This is a genomic window from Ancylobacter mangrovi (assembly GCF_024752335.1).
Taxonomy (GTDB): Bacteria; Pseudomonadota; Alphaproteobacteria; order Rhizobiales; family Xanthobacteraceae; genus Ancylobacter; species Ancylobacter mangrovi.
On record NZ_JANTHY010000001.1, the window covers coordinates 1,127,567 to 1,148,411 of the forward strand.

Sequence of the window (20,845 nt, forward strand, 5' to 3'; positions counted from 1 at the left end):
GGCGATTATGAGACGTTCCCCCTATGCGCTGGCGCTCGCGCTGGCCGGCCAGTTCGGCCAGGCCGTGCAGGGCGTGCCCACCGTGGCCACGGTGGCGACCTTCCTGACCGGCATGTTCACGGTGCGCGCCCATGCCGCCGCCGTGTCCGCGCCCGAAGTGGTCGAGCAGTGGCTGCTGCCGCGCTACGACAAGCTGCGGACCGACGCGAAGACGCAGCTCGCCGCCTGGGAGGCGTTCTGCAAGGCGCCGTCCGCCGAGGGGGTGAAGACGCTGAAGGAGAGCTTCACCGCGCTCTCGCTCGACTGGTCGGGCGTCGAGTTCGTGTCCTTCGGCCCGGTGATGCTGTCGCTGCGCGGCGACCGGTTCAATTTCTTCCCGGAACGGCGCAACGCGGTCGGTCGCTCGGTCGCCGAGATCATCGCCGACGAGACCGACGAGCGGCTCCAACCCGACCATTTCTTCCGCCTCAGCGCCGCAGTACAGGGCCTGCCGGCGATGGAGCGCCTGCTCTATGACGAGGGCGCGGATGCCGACCTCGTCTCCGGCCCCGAATCGAAGCGCCGCTGTGCGCTCGGCCTCGCCATCGCCGGCAACCTCGCCAAGCTGGCGGGCGAATTGCGCGAGGGCTGGGGCGACCGCAGCTCCGGCCTGCTCGGCCAGCTCTATGCCGGCAAGTCCGACCCGGTCTACTTCCCCGACCCGAATGCGCTGCTCAGCCAGATGGTGACCGACCTCGCCGGTGCCTATCAGCGCGTCAACGACCTGCGCCTGCTGGTGGTGCTCGGCAAGAATGTCGACCAGGCCAAGCCGCTGCTCGCCGACCGGCGCCGCAGCGGGCTCTCCAAGGAGACCATCGTCGCCATCGTGACCAGCGCCGACGCGCTCGGCCGCCGGCTCGCCGAGGGGCTCGACGCGACGACGCAGGCGACCATCGACAAGAAGATGGCCGATGCCGACGCGGCGGCGAAGGCGCTTCCCGACGACATCGGCGCGGCCGCCGAGACCGAGGCCGGCCGCAAGCAGCTCAGCGATGCCATGGCGGTGTTCAAGGCGGCGCAGGCGAGCGTCGCCGATCCGCTGGCGTCCGGGCTCGGCGTGCCGCTCGGCTTCAACGCGCTCGACGGCGATTGAGGAGGCAGACATGGGCATTCTCGATCTCTCCCGCCGCAACCTCATGGGCCGGTTCGGCGATCTCGCCCGCGCTCCGCGCGTGCTGTTCGGCGGCGCGGCCCACGCCCACGACCATGCGCTCGACGCCGAATGGCTGGCGACCGCAGGCGTCGAGGGCGGCTTCGCCCCGGTCATGCTCGGCGCCGACTACGCCGCCACGCAGGTGAAGGCCGGCGCGCAGCGCCTGCACTGGGTCGAACCCAACCCGGACGGGCGCACGGCGATCGCCGTCGCCCGCCGTCCCGGCACCATGGCGGTGCTGTTCGAGTGCCGCTCCGGCGCCGTGCTCGCGACCTTCGAGCCGGGCGAGGGGCGGGTCTTCTCCGGCCATGGCCGCTTCATCGACGGGGGGCGCCGCTTCCTCGCGGTCGAGATCGAGCGCGCGAGCGGGCAGGGCGTGGTGACGCGCCGCGTGGTCGAGGCCGACTTCGCCATCGAGGCGGAATGGGCCTCCGCCGGCATCGGCCCGCACGACATGCTGCCCGCCGGCGGAGCGCTGGTGGTGGCGAATGGCGGCGTAGAGCCGCACACGCCCGAAGCGGTCGGTGCCGAGGTTGCCGGCGCCAGCGTTGCGCGTCTTGATCCGCAGACCGGCGAGGTGCGCTCGGTGGCGGAGCTGGGCGAGGATTTGGAGTCGCTCTCGCTGCGCCATCTCGCCAGCGGGCCCGACGGGCTCACCGTGATCGCCGCGCAGGACCTGCTCGCCGACGGCATGGCGCGCCCGCTCGTCTACGCGGTGGAGGGCGAGGGGCTGCGCGCCTTCGACGCTCCCGAGGAGGAATGGCGCGGGCTGCGCACCTATGTCGGCTCGGTCGCGGTCGACGCGTCCGGCTCCTTCGTCGCCGCGGCAAGCCCGCGCGGCAACCGCGTCGCGGTGTGGAAGCGCGACGGGCGCTTCCTCGGCTCGCTCACCCTTGTCGACGGCTGCGGCCTCGCGCCGACCCGCGAGGGCGGGCAGTTCCTCGCCACCAGCGGGCTCGGCGAAGTGGCGCTGATCGCCGCCGACGAGGTAGGCGTGGGCGTCGTCGCCCGCCGCTCGGGCGGGCCACGCTTCGACAATCACGCGGTGTTGGCGGCAGGCTGAGCCCGGCGCTGCGCCGGCGTTGCCTTTTGCCGGCGGCGGGCGGATAAAACAGCGGTGGCGCGACTTTCGCGCCTTTCCGCATGGATCGCCTGTAAATGAACAGCCTCTTCGCCGGCCTGCCGACCACCGTGTTCGAGACCATGTCGCGGCTCGCGCGCGAGCATGCGGCGGTCAATCTCGGACAGGGCTTCCCGGACGATCCCGGGCCGGAGGATGTGCGCCGCAAGGCGGCCGAGGCGGTGGTCGAGGGGTGGAACCAGTACCCGCCGATGATGGGCGTGCCGGAGCTGCGCCACGCCGTCGCCGCGCATTACCGCGACTGGCAGGGGCTCGATCTCGACCCGGAGGCGGAGGTGATGGTGACCTCCGGCGCCACCGAGGCACTGGCCGGCGCGCTGTTCGCGCTGATCGAGCCGGGCGACGAGGTGGTGCTGTTCCAGCCGCTCTACGACGCCTATCTGCCGCTGGTGCTGCGCGCGGGCGGCGTGCCGCGGCTGGTGCGGCTGGTGCCGCCGGAATGGCGGCTGACCGAGGAGGCGCTGGAGCGTGCCTTCACCCCGCGCACCCGCCTCGTCCTGTTCAACAACCCGCACAACCCGACCGGCCGCGTGTTCACGCGCGAGGAACTGGAGCTGCTCGCCCGCTTCTGCACCCGCTCGGGCGCGGTGCTGGTGAGCGACGAGGTGTGGGAGCACGTCATCTTCGACGGGCTGACCCATCATTCGGCGCTGGACCTGCCGGGCCTGCGCGAGCGCGCGGTGAAGATCGGCTCGGCCGGCAAGATCTTCGGCATGACCGGCTGGAAGGTCGGCTTCGTCTGTGCCGCGCCGGAGCTGATGCGCACCCTGTCGAAGGCGCACCAGTTCCTCACCTTCACCACCCCGCCGGCGCTGCAATACGCGGTCGCCTACGGCCTCGCCAAGGAGCGGGACTGGTTCGTCTCCATGCGCGCCGGGCTGCAGCGCTCGCGAGACAGGTTGGCGGAAGGGCTGAGCGCGCGCGGCTTCCCCGTACTGCCCTCGTCGGGCACCTATTTCCTCAATGTCGACCTCGCCCCGCTGGATCCAGCCGCGCGCGACGAGGCGTTCTGCCTCGATCTGGTGCGGCGCCACGGCGTGGCGGCGATCCCGGTCTCGGCCTTCTATGCGCAGGAGCCGGTGGAGAGCGTGGTCCGCTTCTGCTTCGCCAAGACCGACGCCACGCTCGACCGCGCTCTGGGGCGGCTGGAAAAGGCGACGGGAAAGGCATCGGATCGGCTTTCGTCGGAAAATGTATACACATAAATCCGGGAATGGACTCATTTTCGCCTGATATCGGGCACGACGCCTAAGTTTTGGGCGCGCCCGGCGGCAATCGTCGTTTTTGACCTTCGTCGTAGTGCGGGCTGGCGTCCGGCGGCCTTTGGCACGGCCATTGCAAAACTTTCCCTGGCACGCGGACGGGGGTCCTGCGTGCGAACTCCAGAAGGGAAAGAATATGCTCAACCTGTTCACCCAGGCGCGGCGCATAGCCGGCCGCGCCGCCGTCGGCGCGGCTGCCGTGGCACTGGCTGCGGCCAGCGTCCCCGCTCATGCGCAGGAAACGATCAAGGTCGGCGTTCTGCACTCTCTGTCCGGCACCATGGCCATCAGCGAGACCACGCTGAAGGACACCGTGCTGTTCATGGTTCAGGAGCAGAACGCCAAGGGCGGCGTGCTCGGCAAGAAGCTGGAGGCGGTGGTCGTCGACCCGGCGTCCAACTGGCCGCTCTTCGCCGAGAAGGCGCGCGAGCTGATCTCCAAGGACAAGGTGGCCGTGGTGTTCGGCTGCTGGACCTCGGTGTCCCGCAAGTCCGTGCTGCCCGTGTTCAAGGAGCTGGACAGCATCCTGTTCTACCCGGTGCAGTACGAGGGCGAGGAGAGCGAGCGCAACGTGTTCTACACCGGCGCCGCGCCGAACCAGCAGGCCATTCCCGCCGTCGACTACCTGATGGAGAACGAGGGCGTGCAGCGCTGGGTGCTCGCGGGCACCGACTACGTCTATCCGCGCACGACCAACAAGATCCTTGAAGCCTACCTGAAGTCCAAGGGCGTCAAGGACGAGGACATCATGATCAACTACACGCCGTTCGGCCAGTCCGACTGGCAGACGATCGTGGCGGACATCAAGAAGTTCGGTTCGGCCGGCAAGAAGACCGCCGTGGTGTCGACCATCAACGGCGACGCCAACGTGCCGTTCTACAAGGAGCTCGCCAACCAGGGCATCAAGGCGACCGACATTCCGGTCGTGGCCTTCTCGGTGGGCGAGGAAGAGCTCGCCGGCATCGACACCAAGCCGCTGGTCGGTCACCTCGCGGCCTGGAACTACTTCCAGTCGGTCGACACGCCCGAGAACAAGGACTTCATCGAGAAGTGGCGCGCCTACACCAAGAACGACAAGCGCGTGACCAACGACCCGATGGAAGCCACCATGATCGGCTTCAACATGTGGGTGAAGGCGGTCGAGAAGGCCGGCACCACCGACCCGGACGCGGTGATCGACGCGCTGATCGGCGTCTCGGTGCCGAACCTGTCGGGCGGCTACTCGACCATGATGCCGAACCACCACATCACCAAGCCGGTGCTGATCGGCGAAGTGAAGGATGACGGGCAGTTCGACATCGTCGAGCAGACCCCGGGCCTGATCGTCGCGCAGGAATGGTCCCCCTATCTCGAGGGCTCCAAGGACCTGATCGCCGATTGGCGCAAGCCGCTCAACTGCGGCAACTTCAACGTCAAGACCGGCAAGTGCGGCGGCGCCGGCCAGTGAGCCGCCCGCGCACGAGGCCCGTCCTCGCCTGACCTGTGCCGGTCGCCTCCGGGCGGCCGGCTTCCGCTTCCACATCCCGGGAAAGGCATCGGCGCCTTTCCGCCGCCGCAGGCGCCATTCCGGCCGTCCGCAGCGCTACACCGACGGATTGTGATGACCTCACCCGCCCGCTGCCGCAGCTTGTCCTGCGCGCTTCTCTTCGCCGCGCTGGCTCTCGCCACGCTCCTCTGCGCCGGCCGGGCCTCGGCCCAGGACATCAGCGGCGCCCTCGACCAGTTCACCCAGGGCAATTACGGCGCCACGGAAGCGGCGCTGGGCGAGCTCGCCGTCAGCGGCAGCCCGGCCGCCGCCGGCATCGTCCAGGCGCTCGCGGACGGCAAGCTGGTGTTCAGCAATGCGTTGCCGCGCAAGGTGTTCATCGAGACCGACAAGGGCCTGCTCGACCCGCTCACCATGCAGCCGGTGCCCGATCCGGGTCCGGTGAAGCCGGTGCGCGTGAACAACCGCATCCGCCGCGCCATCGAGGCCGCCAGCGGCACGCTCTCACTTACCAGCCCCGACGCCGCCACGCGGCTCTCCGCCGCGGGCGCCGTGCTGCGCACCCGCGACGAGGCCGCCCTGCCGGCGCTGGAGAAGGCGCTCGCCAAGGAGACCGACCGGCACGTGAAGTCGGCCATGACGCTGGCGCGCTCGGCCATCGTCATCGGCATGGACGGGGTGCCGCCGGAAGAGCGCATCAAGGCGATCGAGGTGGTCGGCGCCGAAGGCAACCAGGACGCGCTCGCGGTGCTGCGCGGCCTGCCCGACAACGCGCTGCCCGAGGTGAAGGAAGCCGCGGCGAAGGAGATCGCCGGCATCCAGCACAGCCTCGCCATGTGGGACGTGGTGCAGAACGTCTGGTACGGGCTCTCGCTCGGCTCGGTGCTGCTGCTCGCCGCCATCGGCCTCGCCATCACCTTCGGTGTGATGGGCGTCATCAACATGGCCCATGGCGAGATGGTGATGCTCGGCGCCTACACCACCTTCGTGGTGCAGCAGGCGATCCGCACCTACGATCCGGCCCTGTTCGACGCCTCGCTCATCATCGCCATCCCGCTGGCCTTCCTGTTCACCGGGCTGATCGGCGTCATCATCGAGCGCACCGTGATCCGCTTCCTGTACGGCCGGCCGCTCGAGACACTGCTCGCCACCTGGGGCATCTCGCTGATCCTGCAGCAGGCGATCCGCACCATCTTCGGGCCCACCAACCGCGAGGTCGGCGCGCCGAGCTGGATGTCCGGCTCGTTCGACATCGGCCAGCTCTCCATCACCTATGGCCGGCTGTGGATCATCATCTTCGCGATGCTGGTCTTCGCCGCGCTGCTGGCGGTGCTGCGGCTCACCCGCATCGGGCTCGAGATGCGTGCCGTCACACAGAACCGGCGCATGGCCGCCTCCATGGGCATCCGCACCAACTGGGTCGACGCCATGACCTTCGGCCTCGGCTCCGGCATCGCCGGCATGGCGGGGGTGGCGCTGAGCCAGATCGACAACGTCTCGCCCAATCTCGGCCAGGGCTACATCATCGACAGCTTCCTCGTCGTGGTGTTCGGCGGCGTGGGCAATCTGTGGGGCACGCTGGTCGGCGCCATGTCGCTCGGCGTCGCCAACAAGCTGCTGGAGCCCTATGCCGGCGCCGTGCTCGGCAAGATCGCGCTCCTCGTCATCATCATCCTGTTCATCCAGAAACGGCCCCGTGGCCTCTTCGCGCTCAAGGGGAGGTCGATCGAGGCATGAGTACGAGCGATACGCGCCCGCCCGCCCTGCTGGGCACGAGCGGCCTCATCTTCATCGCGGTCCTGGTCGCGGCGGCGATACTGGTGCCGGTGCTGAACCTGCTCACCGCGCCGGGATCGGCCCTGCATGTGCCGACCTATGTCGTCTCGCTGCTCGGGAAATACCTGACCTATGCGCTGCTGGCGCTCTCGGTCGACCTGATCTGGGGCTATGTCGGCATCCTCTCGCTCGGCCACGGCGCCTTCTTCGCGCTCGGCGGCTACGCGATGGGCATGTACCTGATGCGTCAGATCGGCACGCGCGGCGTCTATGGCGACCCGATCCTGCCGGACTTCATGGTGTTCCTGAACTGGAAGGAACTGCCCTGGTTCTGGTACGGCTTCGACATGTTCCCCTTCGCCGCCGTCATGGTGGTGCTGGCGCCGGGAATCCTGGCGCTGGTGTTCGGCTGGTTCGCCTTCCGCTCGCGCGTGACCGGCGTCTATCTGTCGATCATCACCCAGGCCATGACCTTCGCCCTGCTGCTGGCCTTTTTCCGCAACGACATGGGCTTCGGCGGCAATAACGGCCTGACCGATTTCAAGGACATACTCGGCTTCAACATCCAGGCCGACGGCACCCGCGCGACGCTGTTCGCGCTCTCCGCGCTGGCGTTGGCGCTCGGCTACGTGCTGTGCCGCTATCTGGTGCGCTCGCATTTCGGCAAGGTGCTGATCGCCATCCGCGACGCCGAGACCCGGGTGCGCTTCACCGGCTATAGGGCGGAGAACTACAAGCTGGTCGCCTTCGTGGTCTCCGCCGCGCTGGCGGGCATCGCCGGCGCGCTCTACGTGCCGCAGGTCGGCATCATCAACCCGTCCGAATTCTCGCCCGCCAACTCGATCGAGATCATCGTCTGGGTCGCGGTGGGCGGGCGCGGCACGCTGGTGGGCGCGGCGCTCGGTGCGGTGCTGGTGAACTACGCCAAGACCTATTTCACCTCCGGCTTCCTCGCGCCCTACTGGCTGTTCATGCTGGGCGGGCTGTTCGTCGCGGTGACGCTGTTCCTGCCCAAGGGCATCGTCGGCACCTTCTACGAGTGGCGCGACCGGCGGAAGGCAGCTGCCGGCGAGGCGGACGAGCCCGTTGCCGAACCCAGGCCCGCCGAGTGAAGGACGAGTCATGAGCGACATCGAAACGCTGGCTCCCGAAACCGCCGACGCCCCCGCCGAAGGGCTGGGTGCGGCCAAGACGGGCCTCACCGAGGCGCTGCTCTACCTCAACGGCGTGACCGTCACCTTCGACGGCTTCCGCGCCCTGAACGAGCTTTCCTTCACCGTCGACCCCGGCGAGATGCGGGCCATCATCGGCCCCAACGGCGCCGGCAAGACGACGATGATGGATGTCATCACCGGCAAGACGCGGCCCGACAAAGGCGACGTCTACTTCAACGAGGGCACGACCGACCTCACCAAGCTCGACGAGACCGAGATCGTCACGCTCGGCATCGGCCGCAAATTCCAGAAGCCGACCGTGTTCGAGAGCCACACCGTGCTCGACAATCTGCGCCTGGCGCTGAAGGGCCAGCGGGCGGCGCTCGCCAACATCTTCCGCAAGGAGACGGCGGCCGAGCGCGAGCGCATCGACGAGATCTTCGAGACCATCAAGTTGACCGAGCATCGCGACCGCCTCGGCGGCAATCTCTCGCACGGGCAGAAGCAGTGGCTGGAGATCGGCATGCTGCTGGCGCAGGACCCCAAGCTCCTGCTGGTCGACGAGCCGGTCGCCGGCATGACCGACGCCGAGACAGCCCAGACCGCCGAACTGCTGCGCGAGATCAACGCCAACGGCCATTCGGTGGTCGTGGTCGAGCACGACATGACCTTCGTGCGCGACCTCGGCGTGAGGGTGCTGTGCCTGCACGAGGGCTCGGTGCTGGCGGAAGGCACGCTTGACCAGGTCAGCGCCAATGAGCGCGTCATCGAAGTCTATCTGGGGCGCTGACGCATGCTGGAAGTGAACGACATCAACCTGTTCTACGGCGCCGCCCAGGCGCTGCGCGGCGTCTCGCTCAAGGCCGAAGCGGGCAAGGTCACCTGCGTGCTCGGGCGCAACGGCGTGGGCAAGACCAGCCTGATGCGCGCCATCGTCGGCCAGGCGCCGGTCGCGAAGGGCTCGATCCGCTTCGACGGCGAGGACATCACCACCATGGCGTCCTCAGAGCGGGCGCGGCGCGGCATCGCCTTCGTGCCGCAGGGGCGCGAGATCTTCCCGCTGCTGACCGTCGCGGAAAATCTCCAGACCGGCTTCGCCCCGCTCAAGCGCTCGGACCGTTCCATCCCCGACGACGTGTTCTCGCTGTTCCCGGTGCTCGATTCGATGATGCGCCGGCGCGGCGGCGACCTGTCGGGCGGCCAGCAGCAGCAGCTCGCCATCGGCCGGGCGCTGACCATGCGGCCCAAGGTGCTGGTGCTGGACGAGCCGACCGAGGGCATCCAGCCCTCCATCATCAAGGATATCGGCAATGCGATCCGCTACTTGCGGAGCAAGGGCGATATGGCCATCGTGTTGGTCGAGCAGTATTTCGACTTCGCCAAGGAGCTCGCGGACCATTTTATCGTGATGGAGCGCGGCGCGGTGGTGATGTCGGGCGATGGCGCCGCCCTCGAGGACCCGGATGTACGCAACCGAATTGCCGTGTGAGCCCGCCCGTCCCGCCTCGATCCCGGTCGAGCGGCGGGGGCACGGGCGGCTCTCGGTGGAGGCGCTGGCCCAGGCCGGGCGCACGGTGCGCGGGCGGATCGAAGAGTCGGGCTTCGCCCGCGCGCGCTTTCCCCTGTCGGGCCGGCGCGGCCACGCTCTGGAGGCGGTGCTGATCAACACCGGCGGCGGGCTCGCCGGCGGCGACACCTCGCACACGTCCATCCGCGCGGCATCGGGTGCCCATCTCGTGGTCACGACGCAGGCGGCGGAGAAGATCTACCGCTCCGACGGCTCGCTCTCGCGCATCTCGGTCGACCTTTCGGCCGGGGAGGGGGCGAGCCTCGACTGGATGCCGCAGGCGACCATCGTGTTCGACGGCGCGCGGGTCGAGCGCACCATCGCCGCCGAGGTCGCGCCGAGCAGCCGGCTTCTGCTGGTGGAGCCGGTCGTGCTCGGGCGTACCGCGCGCGGCGAGCGCTTCTCCATCGGCAGGCTGCACGATAGCTGGCGGGTCCGGCGCGGCGGGCGCCTGATCTATGCCGACGGGCTGGTGCTGGACGGCGACATCGCCGCCACGCTCGATCGCCGCGCCGCTGCCGGCGGCTGGGCGGCCTTCGCCACGCTGCTTCTTGTCGCGCCCGATGCCGAGGGCCGGCTCGCCGCGGTGCGCGCCGCGCTCGGCCTGCCGGACGGCGCCTCCGACGAGCCGCCGGACGTGCCCGGTCCCGCCGGTCGCGGCCCGGAAACGCTCGAGGCAGGGGCCAGCGCCTGGGACGGCATGCTGTCGGTCCGCCTGCTCGCGCGCGACGGCGCACCGCTTGAGACCGCCATCCGCCGGGCCATCGCCGCGCTCGGCGTGGCGGAGGTCCCGCGCATCTGGCATTCATGATGCAAGCATCGCCGACGCACGAACGCCGGCACCGACGACCCCGCCCGATTTAAGCTCAGCTTTTCAGTATCCGGAGACGCCCGATGAATTTGAGCCCGCGCGAGAAGGACAAGCTCCTGGTCTCCATGGCGGCGATGGTCGCCCGCCGCCGCCTGGAGCGCGGCGTCAAGCTCAACTACCCCGAGGCGGTGGCGCTCATCACCGACGTGGTGATCGAAGGCGCGCGGGACGGCAGGACGGTGGCCGAGCTGATGGCGCTGGGCGCGCAGGTGCTCACCGTCGATCAGGTCATGCCCGGCGTGCCGGAGATGATCTACGAGATCCAGGTCGAGGCCACCTTTCCGGACGGGACCAAGCTCGTCACCGTGCACGAGCCCATTCCCTGGCATCAGGGTTCCGGCGCGCCGGGCGAGTTCATCCTGGAGGAGGGCGAGATCGAGCTGCTCGCCGGGCGCGACTTCGTCACGCTCACCGTCGCCAATACCGGCGACCGCCCGATCCAGGTCGGCAGCCACTACCATTTCTTCGAAACCAACCCCGCGCTCGCCTTCGAGCGCGACAAGGCGCGCGGCATGCGCCTCGCCATCCCCTCGGGCACGGCGGTGCGCTTCGAGCCCGGCCAGTCGCGCGAGGTGAAGCTGGTGGCCCTCGCCGGCGACCGCGAGGTCTACGGCTTCCGCCAGGAGGTCATGGGCCCGCTCTAGCCCTTCGTTCGCCCGCGTTTTCCGCCGCCCTTCGCCGCCCGTTGGCCCGAGACGGATTTTTCCATGTCGATCAAGATTTCCCGCTCCACCTATGCCGAGATGTTCGGCCCCACCACCGGCGACCGCGTGCGCCTCGCCGACACCTCGCTCGTCATCGAGGTGGAGAAGGACCTCACCGTCTATGGCGAGGAGGTGAAGTTCGGCGGCGGCAAGACCATCCGCGACGGCATGGGCCAGTCGCAGGTGACGCGCGCCGGCGGCGCGGTGGACACGGTCATCACGAACGCGCTGATCCTCGACCACTGGGGCATCGTGAAGGCCGATATCGGCATCCGCGACGGTCGCATCGCCGGCATCGGCAAGGCCGGCAACCCGGCCATCCAGCCCGGCGTCGACATCGTCATCGGCGCCTCGACCGAGGTGATCGCCGGCGAGGGCAAGATCATCACCGCCGGCGGCTTCGACAGCCACATCCACTTCATCTGCCCGCAGCAGATCGAGCACGCGCTGATGAGCGGCGTCACGACCATGCTCGGCGGCGGCACCGGCCCGGCGGCGGGCACCAACGCCACCACCTGCACCCCCGGCGCCTGGCACATCGAGATGATGCTGCGCGCCTTCGACAGCTTCCCGGTCAACCTCGCCCTCTCGGGCAAGGGCAACGCCTCGCTGCCGGACTCGCTGGTCGAGCAGATCGAGGCGGGCGCCTGCGCGCTCAAGCTGCATGAGGACTGGGGCACGACGCCGGCCGCGATCGACAACTGCCTGTCGGTGGCGGACGACTACGACATCCAGGTGATGATCCACACCGACACGCTCAACGAGAGCGGCTTCGTCGAGGACACCATCGCCGCCTTCAAGGGCCGCACCATCCACGCCTTCCACACCGAGGGCGCGGGCGGCGGCCATGCGCCGGACATCATGAAGGTGGCGGGCCTGCCCAACGTGCTGCCGTCCTCCACCAACCCGACGCGGCCCTTCACCGTGAACACGCTCGACGAGCATCTCGACATGCTCATGGTGTGCCACCATCTCGACCCGCTGATCGCCGAGGACCTCGCCTTCGCCGAGAGCCGCATCCGCAAGGAGACCATCGCGGCGGAGGACATCCTGCACGACCTCGGCGCGATCTCGATGATGAGCTCGGACAGCCAGGCCATGGGCCGGCTCGGCGAGGTCATCACCCGCACCTGGCAGACGGCGCACAAGATGAAGCAGCAGCGCGGCCTGCTGCCGGGCGACAGCGAGCGCAACGACAACGCCCGCGCCAAGCGCTACGTGGCGAAGTACACCATCAACCCCGCCATCGCGCACGGCATGTCGACGCATATCGGCTCGGTGGAGAAGGGCAAGCTGGCGGACCTCGTGGTCTGGTCGCCGGCCTTCTTCGGCACCAAGCCGGACATGGTGATCAAGGGCGGGGCGATCGTCGCCGCGCTGATGGGCGACCCCAACGCCTCGATCCCGACCCCGCAGCCGGTGCATTACCGGCCGATGTTCGGCGCCTTCGGCAAGGCGCGCACGGCGACCAGCTACACCTTCGTCTCGAAGGCGGCGGTCGAGCTCGGCGTCGGCGCGCGGCTCGGCCTCGCCAAGCAGACGGTGGCGATCGAGAACGTGCGCGGCGGCATCGGCAAGGCGTCCATGGTCCACAACGGCGCGACCCCGGTGCTGGAGATCGATCCCGAGACCTACGAGGTGCGCGCGGATGGCGAACTGCTGACCTGCGCGCCCGCCAGCGAGCTGCCCATGGCGCAGCGCTACTTCCTGTTCTAAGGATGAATCGACGGCCCGGAGCCGGCCGGCGCTTGACCGGCCGCGGCGCGGCCACGACATGCAGGGCCTCATCCGGCCGCAATGCGGCGCCAGCGTTGCCGGCCAGGCCCTCGAGGAGACGATCATGATCCACGCCCGTTCGCTGCTGCCCGCCGGCACCTGGGATCCCGCCACCGCGGCCGACCGCGTCGTCCTGCCCCATGACGGGCGCCACCGCCGGCGCATCGCCATGCGCGGCGAGGCCGACGTCGCCTTCCTGCTCGACCTGCCGGAGGCGATGCGGCTGAAGGACGGCGACGGGCTGTCACTGGACGACGGGCGCACCGTCGCCGTGGTCGCGGCCGAGGAGCCGGTGGCGGAGATCGTCGCCACCGACCCGCACCACCTCGCCCGGCTGGCCTGGCACCTCGGCAACCGCCACGTGCCGGCCGAACTGCTCGCCGACCGCATCCGCATCGCCCGCGACAGCGTGCTGGAGGAGATGGCGCGCGGGCTCGGGGCGAGCGTCGAGATCGTCGAGGCGGCGTTCGAGCCGGAAGGCGGCGCCTATGAGGCGGCCGAGGCGCATGGCCATCATCATGGCCACGAGCACCATGCCCATGGCGAAGCCTGCGGCTGCGGCCATGACCATGGCGACCACGACCATGCCCACCATCACGACCACGGGCACGATCATGAGCATGCGCACACCAATGACGAAGGGCACAAGGCGCACGCCGGGAAGCATGAACACGCCCACGAACATGGCGAAGCGTGCGGCTGCGGCCACGACCACGGCGATCATGGCCATGGCGAGCACGACCACGCCAAGCACGACCACGCCAAGCATGCCCACGACCATCATGCCCACGACGATCACGCCCATCATGACCATGCCCATCACGATCATGGCCACCGCCATGGGTGAGCGGTGAGCGACGCCGACGGCGCGGCGGGAGCCGGCGCGGCGGACCTGCTGGCGCTGTTCGTCTGGCTGTCGCCCGCCTATCCGGTCGGCGCCTTCGCCTATTCGCACGGGCTGGAATGGGCGGTCGAGACCGGCGACGTCGCCGACGCGGCGTCGCTGCGGGGCTGGGTCGGCGATCTCCTGCTGCATGGCGGCCCGTTCTCGGACGCGGTGCTGCTGGCCCATGGCTGGCGCGCCATGGCGGCCGGGGACGAGGCGGGCCTGCACGAGGTGCTCGAGCTTGCCGCCGCCTTCGCGCCCTCGCGCGAGCGGCAGATGGAGACGCTGAACCAGGGCGACGCGTTCATGGCCGCCACCCGCCACGCCTGGCCGGCGGCGGCGCTGGAACGGATGGCGGCGATGTGCGACGGGCGGGTCGCCTATCCGGTCGCGGTCGGCGCGGCCGCCGCGGCGCATGGCCTGCCGCTGCCGGCGACGCTGGCCGCCTTCCTCAACGCGGTGGCGGCGAACCTGATTTCCGCCGCCGTGCGGCTGGTGCCGCTCGGCCAGAGCGACGGCAACCGGGTGCTGGCGGCGCTGCTGCCGACCGTCCGCCTCGCCGCGACCGAGGCGGGCGAGGTGCCGCTGGAGCGGATCGGCGGGGCGGCACTGCGCTCCGACATCGCGTCGATGCGCCACGAGACGCAGTATACGCGGCTATTTCGAAGCTGAAGGCGAGGGGAAGGTGATGGCACAGGACAGTTCGGGCCCGCTCAGGGTCGGCATCGGCGGGCCGGTCGGCTCGGGCAAGACGGCGCTGATGGAGGCGCTGTGCCGACATCTGCGCGAGCGCTACGACCTGTGCGCCATCACCAACGACATCTACACCAAGGAGGACGCGGAGATCCTGACCCGTGCCGGCGCCCTGCCGGCGGAGCGGATCATGGGCGTCGAGACTGGCGGCTGCCCGCACACCGCCATCCGCGAGGACGCCTCCGCCAACCTCGCCGCGATCGCCGAGATGCGCGGGCGCTTTCCCGCGCTCGACCTCATCCTGATCGAATCGGGCGGCGACAATCTCGCGGCGACCTTCTCGCCCGAGCTCGCCGACCTGACGATCTACGTGATCGACGTCTCCGCCGGCGAGAAGATCCCGCGCAAGGGCGGGCCGGGCATCACCCGATCGGACCTGCTGGTCATCAACAAGGTCGACCTCGCCCCCTATGTCGGCGCCTCGCTGGAGGTGATGGACCGCGATTCGCGCCGCATGCGCGGCCGGCGGCCCTTCGTCTTCACCAATATCCGCTCCGGCCAGGGCGTGGAGGACGTGGCCCGTTTCATCGTCGAGACCGGCGGGCTGGACGAAATGGCGTCCGTCGGCGCCGCGCACCCCTGAGACTCGAGCGATTCTATGGACGGGCGCGCGAAAACACGCTGAAATGCCGTTTGGTTTGCGCGCGGCGGCCGTACCGTATTCGGCATAGTCGAACCCCGTCGTCGCGCCGGGATGGCTTGGCGGGCGAGGGGTCGTTCGTCGGTTCGACTGCTGCCCTGTCAGGTGCGCGATGAACTATCCGGTGCCGGAGAACGAGGCGGAGAGGCTGGCGGAGCTCTATGCTCTCGACGTCCTCAATTCCGGCCGGTCCGCCGCGTTGAACGGCATCTGCCTGCTGGCGCGGCAGGTGCTCAATCTCAGCTTCGCCTGCGTCGGCCTCGTCGACCGCGACCGCCAGTGGTTCATGGCGCAGTCCGGCTTCGAGGAGATGGAAGGGACGACGCGCGAGGATTCCTTCAGCACCTGGACCCTTCTCGGCCCGGACGTGCTGGTGGTTCCCGACACGCGCGCGGACGAGCGCTTCCTCTCCAACTCCTTCGTCACCGGCGACCCGCATATCCGCTTCTATGTCGGCGCGCCGATCGCGCTGCGGCCGGGGCTCAACATCGGCTCGCTATGCCTGTTCGATCCCGAGCCGCGGGAGATCAGCGACGAGCAGCTCGACGTCGTCCGGCACCTGTCCAACATCATCGTCGACCAGTTCCGCCTGCATGAGGCGACCCGCCGGGCCAAGCGCGAGCTCGAGCACCGGCGCACCGGGCAGAGCCTGCTGGAGATGCAGAGCCGCGAATTGTGGCGCCGCCAGACGCTGCTGGCGCAGACCGAACGCCTCGCCAAGGTCGGCGGCTGGGAGTTCGACGTCGCCTCGGAGCGGCTCACTTGGTCCGACGGCGTCTACCGCATCTACGGGCTGACGCCCGGCCGGGAGACGACGGCGGAGATTGCGCTGTCCCATTTCCCGCCCGAGGCGCGCCAGCAGTTCCTGCGCAAATTCGAAACGGCGCTGGACCACCGCGAGCCGTTCGAGATCGAGCTGCCCTTCGTGAACGCGCACGGCCACCATCGGCTGGTGCGCAAGTCCTGCGAGCTGGAGGTCGACGGCAACGGGGTCGTGCGCGCCTTCGGCATCCTGCAGGACATCACCGAGCAGAAGGAAGCCGAGCAGCGCATGTGGCACATGGCCAATCATGACGCGCTGACCGGACTGCCCAATCGCGGCCTGATGCGCGACAAGCTGGACGCCGCGCTGCGGCGGGCGCGGCGCTCGGGCAAGCATGTCGGGGTGCTGCTCGCCGATCTCGACCAGTTCAAGGACGTCAACGACACGCTCGGCCACGATGCCGGCGACGCGCTGCTGATCGAGGCGGCGCGCCGGCTCAGCAACTGCGTGCGGGAGGTCGACACCGTCGCGCGTCTCGGCGGCGACGAGTTCATCATCCTGCTGACCGGGATCGACGGCCCGCAGGAGGGCATGGTGGCGGCGCAGCGCATTCTGGCCGCGCTCAGCTCGCCCTTCGTCTATCGCCGCACCGCGCTGTCCTGCCGGGCCAGCATCGGCGTGACCATGGCGCCGGCCCACGGCACCGACCCCTCGACGCTGCTGAAGAACGCGGATATCGCGCTCTACCGCGCCAAGGCCGCCGGGCGCGGCGTCGCGGTCGAATACGACCCGCAGATGCAGCAGGCGACGGAGAGCCGGATACAGCTTTCCGCGCGGGTGCGGCTGGCGCTGGAGAACGGCGAGTTCCTGCCCTACTACCAGCCCAAGGTCTGCCTCAACACCGGCGCGATCGTCGGCTTCGAGGCGCTGCTGCGCTGGCGCCATCCGCGCAAGGGGCTGCTCGGGCCGCAGGAATTCGGGCAGGTGTTCGAGGATGCCGACCTGTCCGTCGCCATCGGCGAGCGGCTGCTCGCTCTGACCACGCGCGACATGGCCTCATGGATGGAGCTCGGCTGTTCCTTCGGCCATGTGGCGCTGAATGTCAGCTCGCCCGAATTCGCCCGCGGCGAACTGCCCGAGCGCATCCTCTCCGCCCTCGATTCGGCCGGCGTGCCGCCGGAGCGGCTGGTGGTGGAGGTGACCGAGACGGTGTTCCTCGGCCGCACCGCGCAGACCGTGCGCCAGAGCCTGCAGGCGCTGCACCAGGCGGGCGTGTTCATCGCGCTCGACGATTTCGGCACCGGGTACGCCTCGCTGTCGCACCTCAAGCAGTTCCCCGTCGACCGCATCAAGATCGACCGTTCCTTCGTGCACGACATCGAGCACGACATCGACGACGCGGCGATCGTGCGCGCCGTCATCAATCTCGGCCAGAGCCTCGGCATAGAGACGGTGGCGGAGGGCGTCGAGACGCCGGCGCAGGCCGCCTATCTGCGCTCGAATGGCTGCGACTTCGCGCAGGGATTCCTGTATTCGAAAGCGCTGCCGGCCGCGCGCGTTCCGGGCCTGCTCAAGGGCTGGAACGCCAAGGAAGTCGCACTTCAGGCCTCCGCCTCGCTCGACCGGGCGGTCTGACACTAAGCCTTAGGCGCAATTTCATCTTTCCCTCCAGCCAGCTATGTTCAAACTCTCTTCAGGGGCCGACTCGATGAAGCCAGTGACGGCGCGCGAGCAGGAGCGCGGTGCGACGCACCTCCGGCGCGACGGCTGGCAGGTCGCCGCGCGGATCATGGCGCTGTTCGACGCCGCCGCCTCCTCGCATCGCCGGGCGGGGCTGTTCCTCGTGCTGCTGTGCCTCGCCGCGTTGCTGCCGGGCATGTTCGCCATCCCGCCGGTCGATCGCGACGAGGCGCGCTTCGCCTATGTGTCGCGCCAGATGGCCGAGACCGGCGATCTCGCCGAGGTCCGTGTCGGCCTCGAGGCCCGCCATACCCGCCCGCTCGGCCTGCACTGGATCCAGGCGGGCATCGTCAGGGCGGCCGAGGCGGCGGGCTATGCCAAGGCGCCGCGCACGATCGGCCTCTACCGGCTCACCTCGCTCGCGGGCGGCATCGCCGCCGCGCTGCTGACCTACTGGGCGGCGCTTGCCTTCACCAGCCGCCGCGCGGCGCTGTTCGCGGCGACGCTGCTGGTCTCCTCCGCCTCGTTCGGCGTTGCCGGCCGGCTCGCACTGCCCGACATGCCGCTCGTCGCCTGCATCGCCGCGATGATGGGCGCGCTCGGCCGGCTCTACATGCGTGACGAGGTCGCGGATGCGGGCGGCTGGCGGTTGCCGGCGATCCTCTGGAGCGCGCTGGCCTTGGCGCTGATGGTGAAGGGGCTGATCGTGCCGCTCTACCCGGCGCTGGCGGTCGGCGCGCTGGTCGCGATGGATCGCTCGGCGCGCGTGCTGCGCGGCAGCGCCCCGCTGGCTGGTCTCGGCCTGTGCCTCGTGGTCGGGGCGCTGTGGTTCGTGCTGCGCCATTTCGGCGGCTCGGAGGGGGATCCAGCCCTGCGCGCGCTGACCGGCGCGGTCCGGCCGGTGTTCGACGGGTTCCGCGCCCTGCCGGGCACCTATCTGCTGATGTTCTGGGGCATGTTCTGGCCGGGCGCGCCGCTGGCGGCGCTGGCGGTGCCGATCGTCTGGAAGGCGCGGCGGCTGCGCGCCATGCGCTTCCTGCTGGCCTGGGTGCTGCCGGCCTGGATCCTGTTCGAGCTGCTGCCGGCCAAGGTGCCGGCCCAGCTCATGCCGGTCTTCCCGGCCCTTGCGATCCTTATTGCGGTGGCTGTCGAGCGCGGGGCGCTGGCGCTTTCCAATACGCGGCTCGTGCGGGTGCTCTGGCTGTGGCCGGTGATCGGCGCGCTGATCGCGGTGCTGGCGCTGCTGGGGCTCGCGGTGTTCGACGGCACCACCAGCATGCTCGCCTGGCCGCTGCTGATCGCGGGCTTCTACGCGCTGGTGACGGCGGCCTCCTTCGTGCGCGACTACGGGATCGAGAAGGCGACGCTGCTCGCCATCGCCGGCATGCTGGTCTCCGGCTTCGGCGTGGTGCAGCTCGTGCTGCCGCAGATGCAGAGCCTGTGGATTTCGCCGCGCCTCGCCGCGCTCGCGTCCCGCACGCCCTGCGCCGAGGGCTCCGGCGAGCGGATCGTGGCGGCGGCCGGCTTCAGCGAGCCGAGCCTGCTCTTCGCCATGCCCGGCCCGGTGCGCTTCGTCGACGGGGAGGGTGCGGCCGACTTCCTCGACCAGCCCGGCTGCCGGGTGGTGTTCGTCGAGCGGCGCCAGGAGGCGCGGTTCGGGCGCCGCGCCGAATGGCTCGGCCTGCACATCGAGCGCGGCGCCGAGGTCGCGGGCTTCGATCCCGCGGCCGGGCGCCGGGTGCGCCTCTCGCTCTACCGCAACGCCGATTGAAGCCGCCTCCCGGCCGCTCCCACTGGCCTCGCGCCGCCGGCCCCGTCCTCGCTCAGCTCAGCGAGGCGAGGCGGGCGAAGCCGCGCGTCAGGTCGGCGATAAGGTCGTGCGTGTCCTCCAGCCCGACATGCACGCGGATGGCCGGCCCGCCGGGCTGCCAGCGCGTCGCCGTGCGGTAGGCCGAGCAGTCGAACGGGATGGCGAGGCTCTCGAACCCGCCCCAGCTGAAGCCGAGCCCGAAGAGTTGCAACTCGTCGAGGAAGCCGTCCACCGCCGCCTTCGGAACCGGCTTGAGGATGAAGCTGAACAGCCCCGAGGCTCCGGTGTAGTCGCGCTTCCACAGCGCATGGCCGGGGTCGCTCGGCAGGCCCGGATGGAGCACGCGCAGCACCTCCGGCCGCTCGGCCAGCCAGCGGGCGATGGCGAGGCCGGACTGCTGGTGCCGGGCGAGCCGCACGCCGAGCGTGCGCATGCCGCGCGCGGTGAGGAACGCGTCCTCCGGCGCCACCGTGATGCCGAGGTCGCCATGGGTACCCTTGATCCGCCCGAAGGTGCGGGCATTGCCGGAGACGGTGCCGATGTTCAGGTCCGAATGCCCGCCGAGATACTTGGTGCCGGCATGGATGGAGATGTCCACGCCGACATCGTGCGGCCGGAAGAACAGCGGCGTCGCCCAGGTGTTGTCCATCAGCGTGAAGATGCCGCGCTCGGCGGCGGCGGCCGTGATGGCGGGAACGTCCTGTATCTCGAACGACTGCGAGCCCGGCGATTCCATGAAGATCGCGCGGGTGTTGGGGCGGAACAGCGCGGCGATGTCGCCGCCGGCCAGCGGATCGTAAAAGGTGGTCTCGATGCCGAAGCGCTTGAGCGTCATGTTGCAGACGCGCCGGGTCGGCTGATAGGCGGTGTCGACCATCAGCAAATGGTCGCCGCTGTCGAGCACCGAGAGCAGGGCGAGGCTGACCGCGGAGAGCCCTGACGGCGCCAGCACCACGCCCTCGCCACCCTCGAGCCGCGTCAGCGCCTCTTCCAGCCCTTCCGTGGTCGGGTTGCCGCGCCGGCCGTATGCGTAGCGGCCGGTATGTCCCTCGAGGTCGGCGACGGTCGGCGAGAGCACGGTCGAGCCGCGCACGACGGGCACGTTCACAAAGCCGTAGGAGTGTTGGGGATCGCGACCGCCGATGACCAGTTCCGTTTCGACGGCATAGGCCGGTGAATTCTTGGTTCTTGCCTGCTTGGCCATGCCCTCTCGCTGTCCTTTGTCTGCTACTGAAACGCCATTGAGTCTTTCCCGCGAAGTATCGTCAAGCGCTTGACCAAGCATAAATACGGCGTTCTCATGACGTTAGGTCCGCTGCGGCAGGCCAGGACGAGCGTCTCTCTGCGCTCTGTTGGACGAATGACGGATGGCGCCTGCGGAAAA

Annotated in this window: 17 protein-coding genes; 16 read left to right on the plus strand and 1 reads right to left on the minus strand. The window is 69.6% G+C overall.

Features of this window, described 5'->3' with window-relative positions:
• The first annotated feature begins 7 nt into the window (after positions 1–7).
• The 16 genes from NVS83_RS05470 (at position 8) to NVS83_RS05545 (ending at position 19,422) form a co-directional block, all read left to right on the plus strand.
• Positions 8–1,132: an imelysin family protein gene (locus tag NVS83_RS05470; protein WP_258738397.1), complete on the plus strand. Its 1,125-nt coding sequence runs from the start codon at positions 8–10 to the stop codon at positions 1,130–1,132.
• A gap of 10 nt (positions 1,133–1,142) precedes the next feature.
• On the plus strand, positions 1,143–2,255 hold the full coding sequence (locus tag NVS83_RS05475; protein WP_258738398.1) for a DUF1513 domain-containing protein: 1,113 nt from the start codon (positions 1,143–1,145) through the stop codon (positions 2,253–2,255).
• Positions 2,256–2,350: 95 nt separating this feature from the next.
• Positions 2,351–3,538: an aminotransferase gene (locus tag NVS83_RS05480; protein ID WP_258738399.1), complete on the plus strand. Its 1,188-nt coding sequence runs from the start codon at positions 2,351–2,353 to the stop codon at positions 3,536–3,538.
• 193 nt (positions 3,539–3,731) lie between these two features.
• On the plus strand, positions 3,732–5,042 hold the full coding sequence (gene urtA / locus NVS83_RS05485; protein ID WP_258730464.1) for an urea ABC transporter substrate-binding protein: 1,311 nt from the start codon (positions 3,732–3,734) through the stop codon (positions 5,040–5,042).
• A gap of 153 nt (positions 5,043–5,195) precedes the next feature.
• On the plus strand, positions 5,196–6,818 hold the full coding sequence (gene urtB, locus NVS83_RS05490) for an urea ABC transporter permease subunit UrtB (protein ID WP_258738400.1): 1,623 nt from the start codon (positions 5,196–5,198) through the stop codon (positions 6,816–6,818).
• Entirely contained in the window at positions 6,815–7,969 is a 1,155-nt protein-coding gene (gene urtC / locus NVS83_RS05495; protein WP_258738401.1) for an urea ABC transporter permease subunit UrtC, read from the plus strand. The genes urtB and urtC overlap by 4 nt, the downstream gene beginning before the upstream one ends.
• A 10-nt stretch (positions 7,970–7,979) precedes the next feature.
• Positions 7,980–8,801, plus strand: a complete 822-nt coding sequence (gene urtD / locus NVS83_RS05500) for an urea ABC transporter ATP-binding protein UrtD (RefSeq protein WP_258738402.1) — start codon at positions 7,980–7,982, stop codon at positions 8,799–8,801.
• Positions 8,802–8,804: 3 nt separating this feature from the next.
• On the plus strand, positions 8,805–9,500 hold the full coding sequence (urtE, locus tag NVS83_RS05505; protein ID WP_258738403.1) for an urea ABC transporter ATP-binding subunit UrtE: 696 nt from the start codon (positions 8,805–8,807) through the stop codon (positions 9,498–9,500).
• Positions 9,475–10,389 carry an urease accessory protein UreD gene (locus NVS83_RS05510; protein ID WP_258738404.1) on the plus strand — a complete coding sequence of 305 codons (915 nt, stop codon included), beginning with the start codon at positions 9,475–9,477 and terminating at the stop codon, positions 10,387–10,389. The genes urtE and NVS83_RS05510 overlap by 26 nt, the downstream gene beginning before the upstream one ends.
• A gap of 83 nt (positions 10,390–10,472) precedes the next feature.
• A complete protein-coding gene (locus NVS83_RS05515) occupies positions 10,473–11,093 on the plus strand; it encodes an urease subunit gamma (RefSeq protein ID WP_258738405.1) in 621 nt (206 codons plus the stop codon).
• A 63-nt stretch (positions 11,094–11,156) separates the two neighbouring features.
• Positions 11,157–12,869, plus strand: coding sequence for an urease subunit alpha (ureC, locus tag NVS83_RS05520; protein WP_258730456.1), 1,713 nt, complete (start codon positions 11,157–11,159; stop codon positions 12,867–12,869).
• A 124-nt stretch (positions 12,870–12,993) separates the two neighbouring features.
• Positions 12,994–13,776, plus strand: coding sequence for an urease accessory protein UreE (locus NVS83_RS05525; protein ID WP_258738406.1), 783 nt, complete (start codon positions 12,994–12,996; stop codon positions 13,774–13,776).
• A 3-nt stretch (positions 13,777–13,779) separates the two neighbouring features.
• The gene (locus NVS83_RS05530; RefSeq protein ID WP_258738407.1) at positions 13,780–14,487 is read left to right on the plus strand and encodes an urease accessory protein UreF; all 708 of its coding nucleotides are present in this window, start codon (positions 13,780–13,782) and stop codon (positions 14,485–14,487) included.
• Positions 14,488–14,503: 16 nt separating this feature from the next.
• Positions 14,504–15,151, plus strand: coding sequence for an urease accessory protein UreG (ureG, locus tag NVS83_RS05535; RefSeq protein ID WP_258738408.1), 648 nt, complete (start codon positions 14,504–14,506; stop codon positions 15,149–15,151).
• A gap of 169 nt (positions 15,152–15,320) precedes the next feature.
• Positions 15,321–17,606 carry a putative bifunctional diguanylate cyclase/phosphodiesterase gene (locus NVS83_RS05540; protein WP_258738409.1) on the plus strand — a complete coding sequence of 762 codons (2,286 nt, stop codon included), beginning with the start codon at positions 15,321–15,323 and terminating at the stop codon, positions 17,604–17,606.
• Positions 17,607–17,679: 73 nt separating this feature from the next.
• A complete protein-coding gene (locus NVS83_RS05545) occupies positions 17,680–19,422 on the plus strand; it encodes an ArnT family glycosyltransferase (RefSeq protein ID WP_258738410.1) in 1,743 nt (580 codons plus the stop codon).
• 52 nt (positions 19,423–19,474) lie between these two features.
• Here the strand turns inward: NVS83_RS05545 and metC are convergent, their stop codons facing one another.
• Positions 19,475–20,665: a cystathionine beta-lyase gene (metC, locus tag NVS83_RS05550; protein WP_258738411.1), complete on the minus strand. Its 1,191-nt coding sequence runs from the start codon at positions 20,663–20,665 to the stop codon at positions 19,475–19,477.
• Positions 20,666–20,845: the final 180 nt, after the last annotated feature.

Bases quoted from the DNA above. Each gene is read 5' to 3' on its own strand.
- NVS83_RS05540 (WP_258738409.1), top strand. From the start codon at position 15,321: ATGAACTATCCGGTGCCGGAGAACGAGGCGGAGAGGCTGGCGGAGCTC.
- ureC (WP_258730456.1), top strand. From the start codon at position 11,157: ATGTCGATCAAGATTTCCCGCTCCACCTATGCCGAGATGTTCGGCCCC.
- ureG (WP_258738408.1), top strand. From the start codon at position 14,504: ATGGCACAGGACAGTTCGGGCCCGCTCAGGGTCGGCATCGGCGGGCCG.
- NVS83_RS05470 (WP_258738397.1), top strand. From the start codon at position 8: ATGAGACGTTCCCCCTATGCGCTGGCGCTCGCGCTGGCCGGCCAGTTC.
- NVS83_RS05475 (WP_258738398.1), top strand. From the start codon at position 1,143: ATGGGCATTCTCGATCTCTCCCGCCGCAACCTCATGGGCCGGTTCGGC.
- urtB (WP_258738400.1), top strand. From the start codon at position 5,196: ATGACCTCACCCGCCCGCTGCCGCAGCTTGTCCTGCGCGCTTCTCTTC.
- NVS83_RS05525 (WP_258738406.1), top strand. From the start codon at position 12,994: ATGATCCACGCCCGTTCGCTGCTGCCCGCCGGCACCTGGGATCCCGCC.
- NVS83_RS05510 (WP_258738404.1), top strand. From the start codon at position 9,475: ATGTACGCAACCGAATTGCCGTGTGAGCCCGCCCGTCCCGCCTCGATC.
- urtE (WP_258738403.1), top strand. From the start codon at position 8,805: ATGCTGGAAGTGAACGACATCAACCTGTTCTACGGCGCCGCCCAGGCG.
- metC (WP_258738411.1), bottom strand. From the start codon at position 20,665: ATGGCCAAGCAGGCAAGAACCAAGAATTCACCGGCCTATGCCGTCGAA.
- urtA (WP_258730464.1), top strand. From the start codon at position 3,732: ATGCTCAACCTGTTCACCCAGGCGCGGCGCATAGCCGGCCGCGCCGCC.
- urtD (WP_258738402.1), top strand. From the start codon at position 7,980: ATGAGCGACATCGAAACGCTGGCTCCCGAAACCGCCGACGCCCCCGCC.
- NVS83_RS05515 (WP_258738405.1), top strand. From the start codon at position 10,473: ATGAATTTGAGCCCGCGCGAGAAGGACAAGCTCCTGGTCTCCATGGCG.
- NVS83_RS05545 (WP_258738410.1), top strand. From the start codon at position 17,680: ATGAAGCCAGTGACGGCGCGCGAGCAGGAGCGCGGTGCGACGCACCTC.
- NVS83_RS05480 (WP_258738399.1), top strand. From the start codon at position 2,351: ATGAACAGCCTCTTCGCCGGCCTGCCGACCACCGTGTTCGAGACCATG.
- urtC (WP_258738401.1), top strand. From the start codon at position 6,815: ATGAGTACGAGCGATACGCGCCCGCCCGCCCTGCTGGGCACGAGCGGC.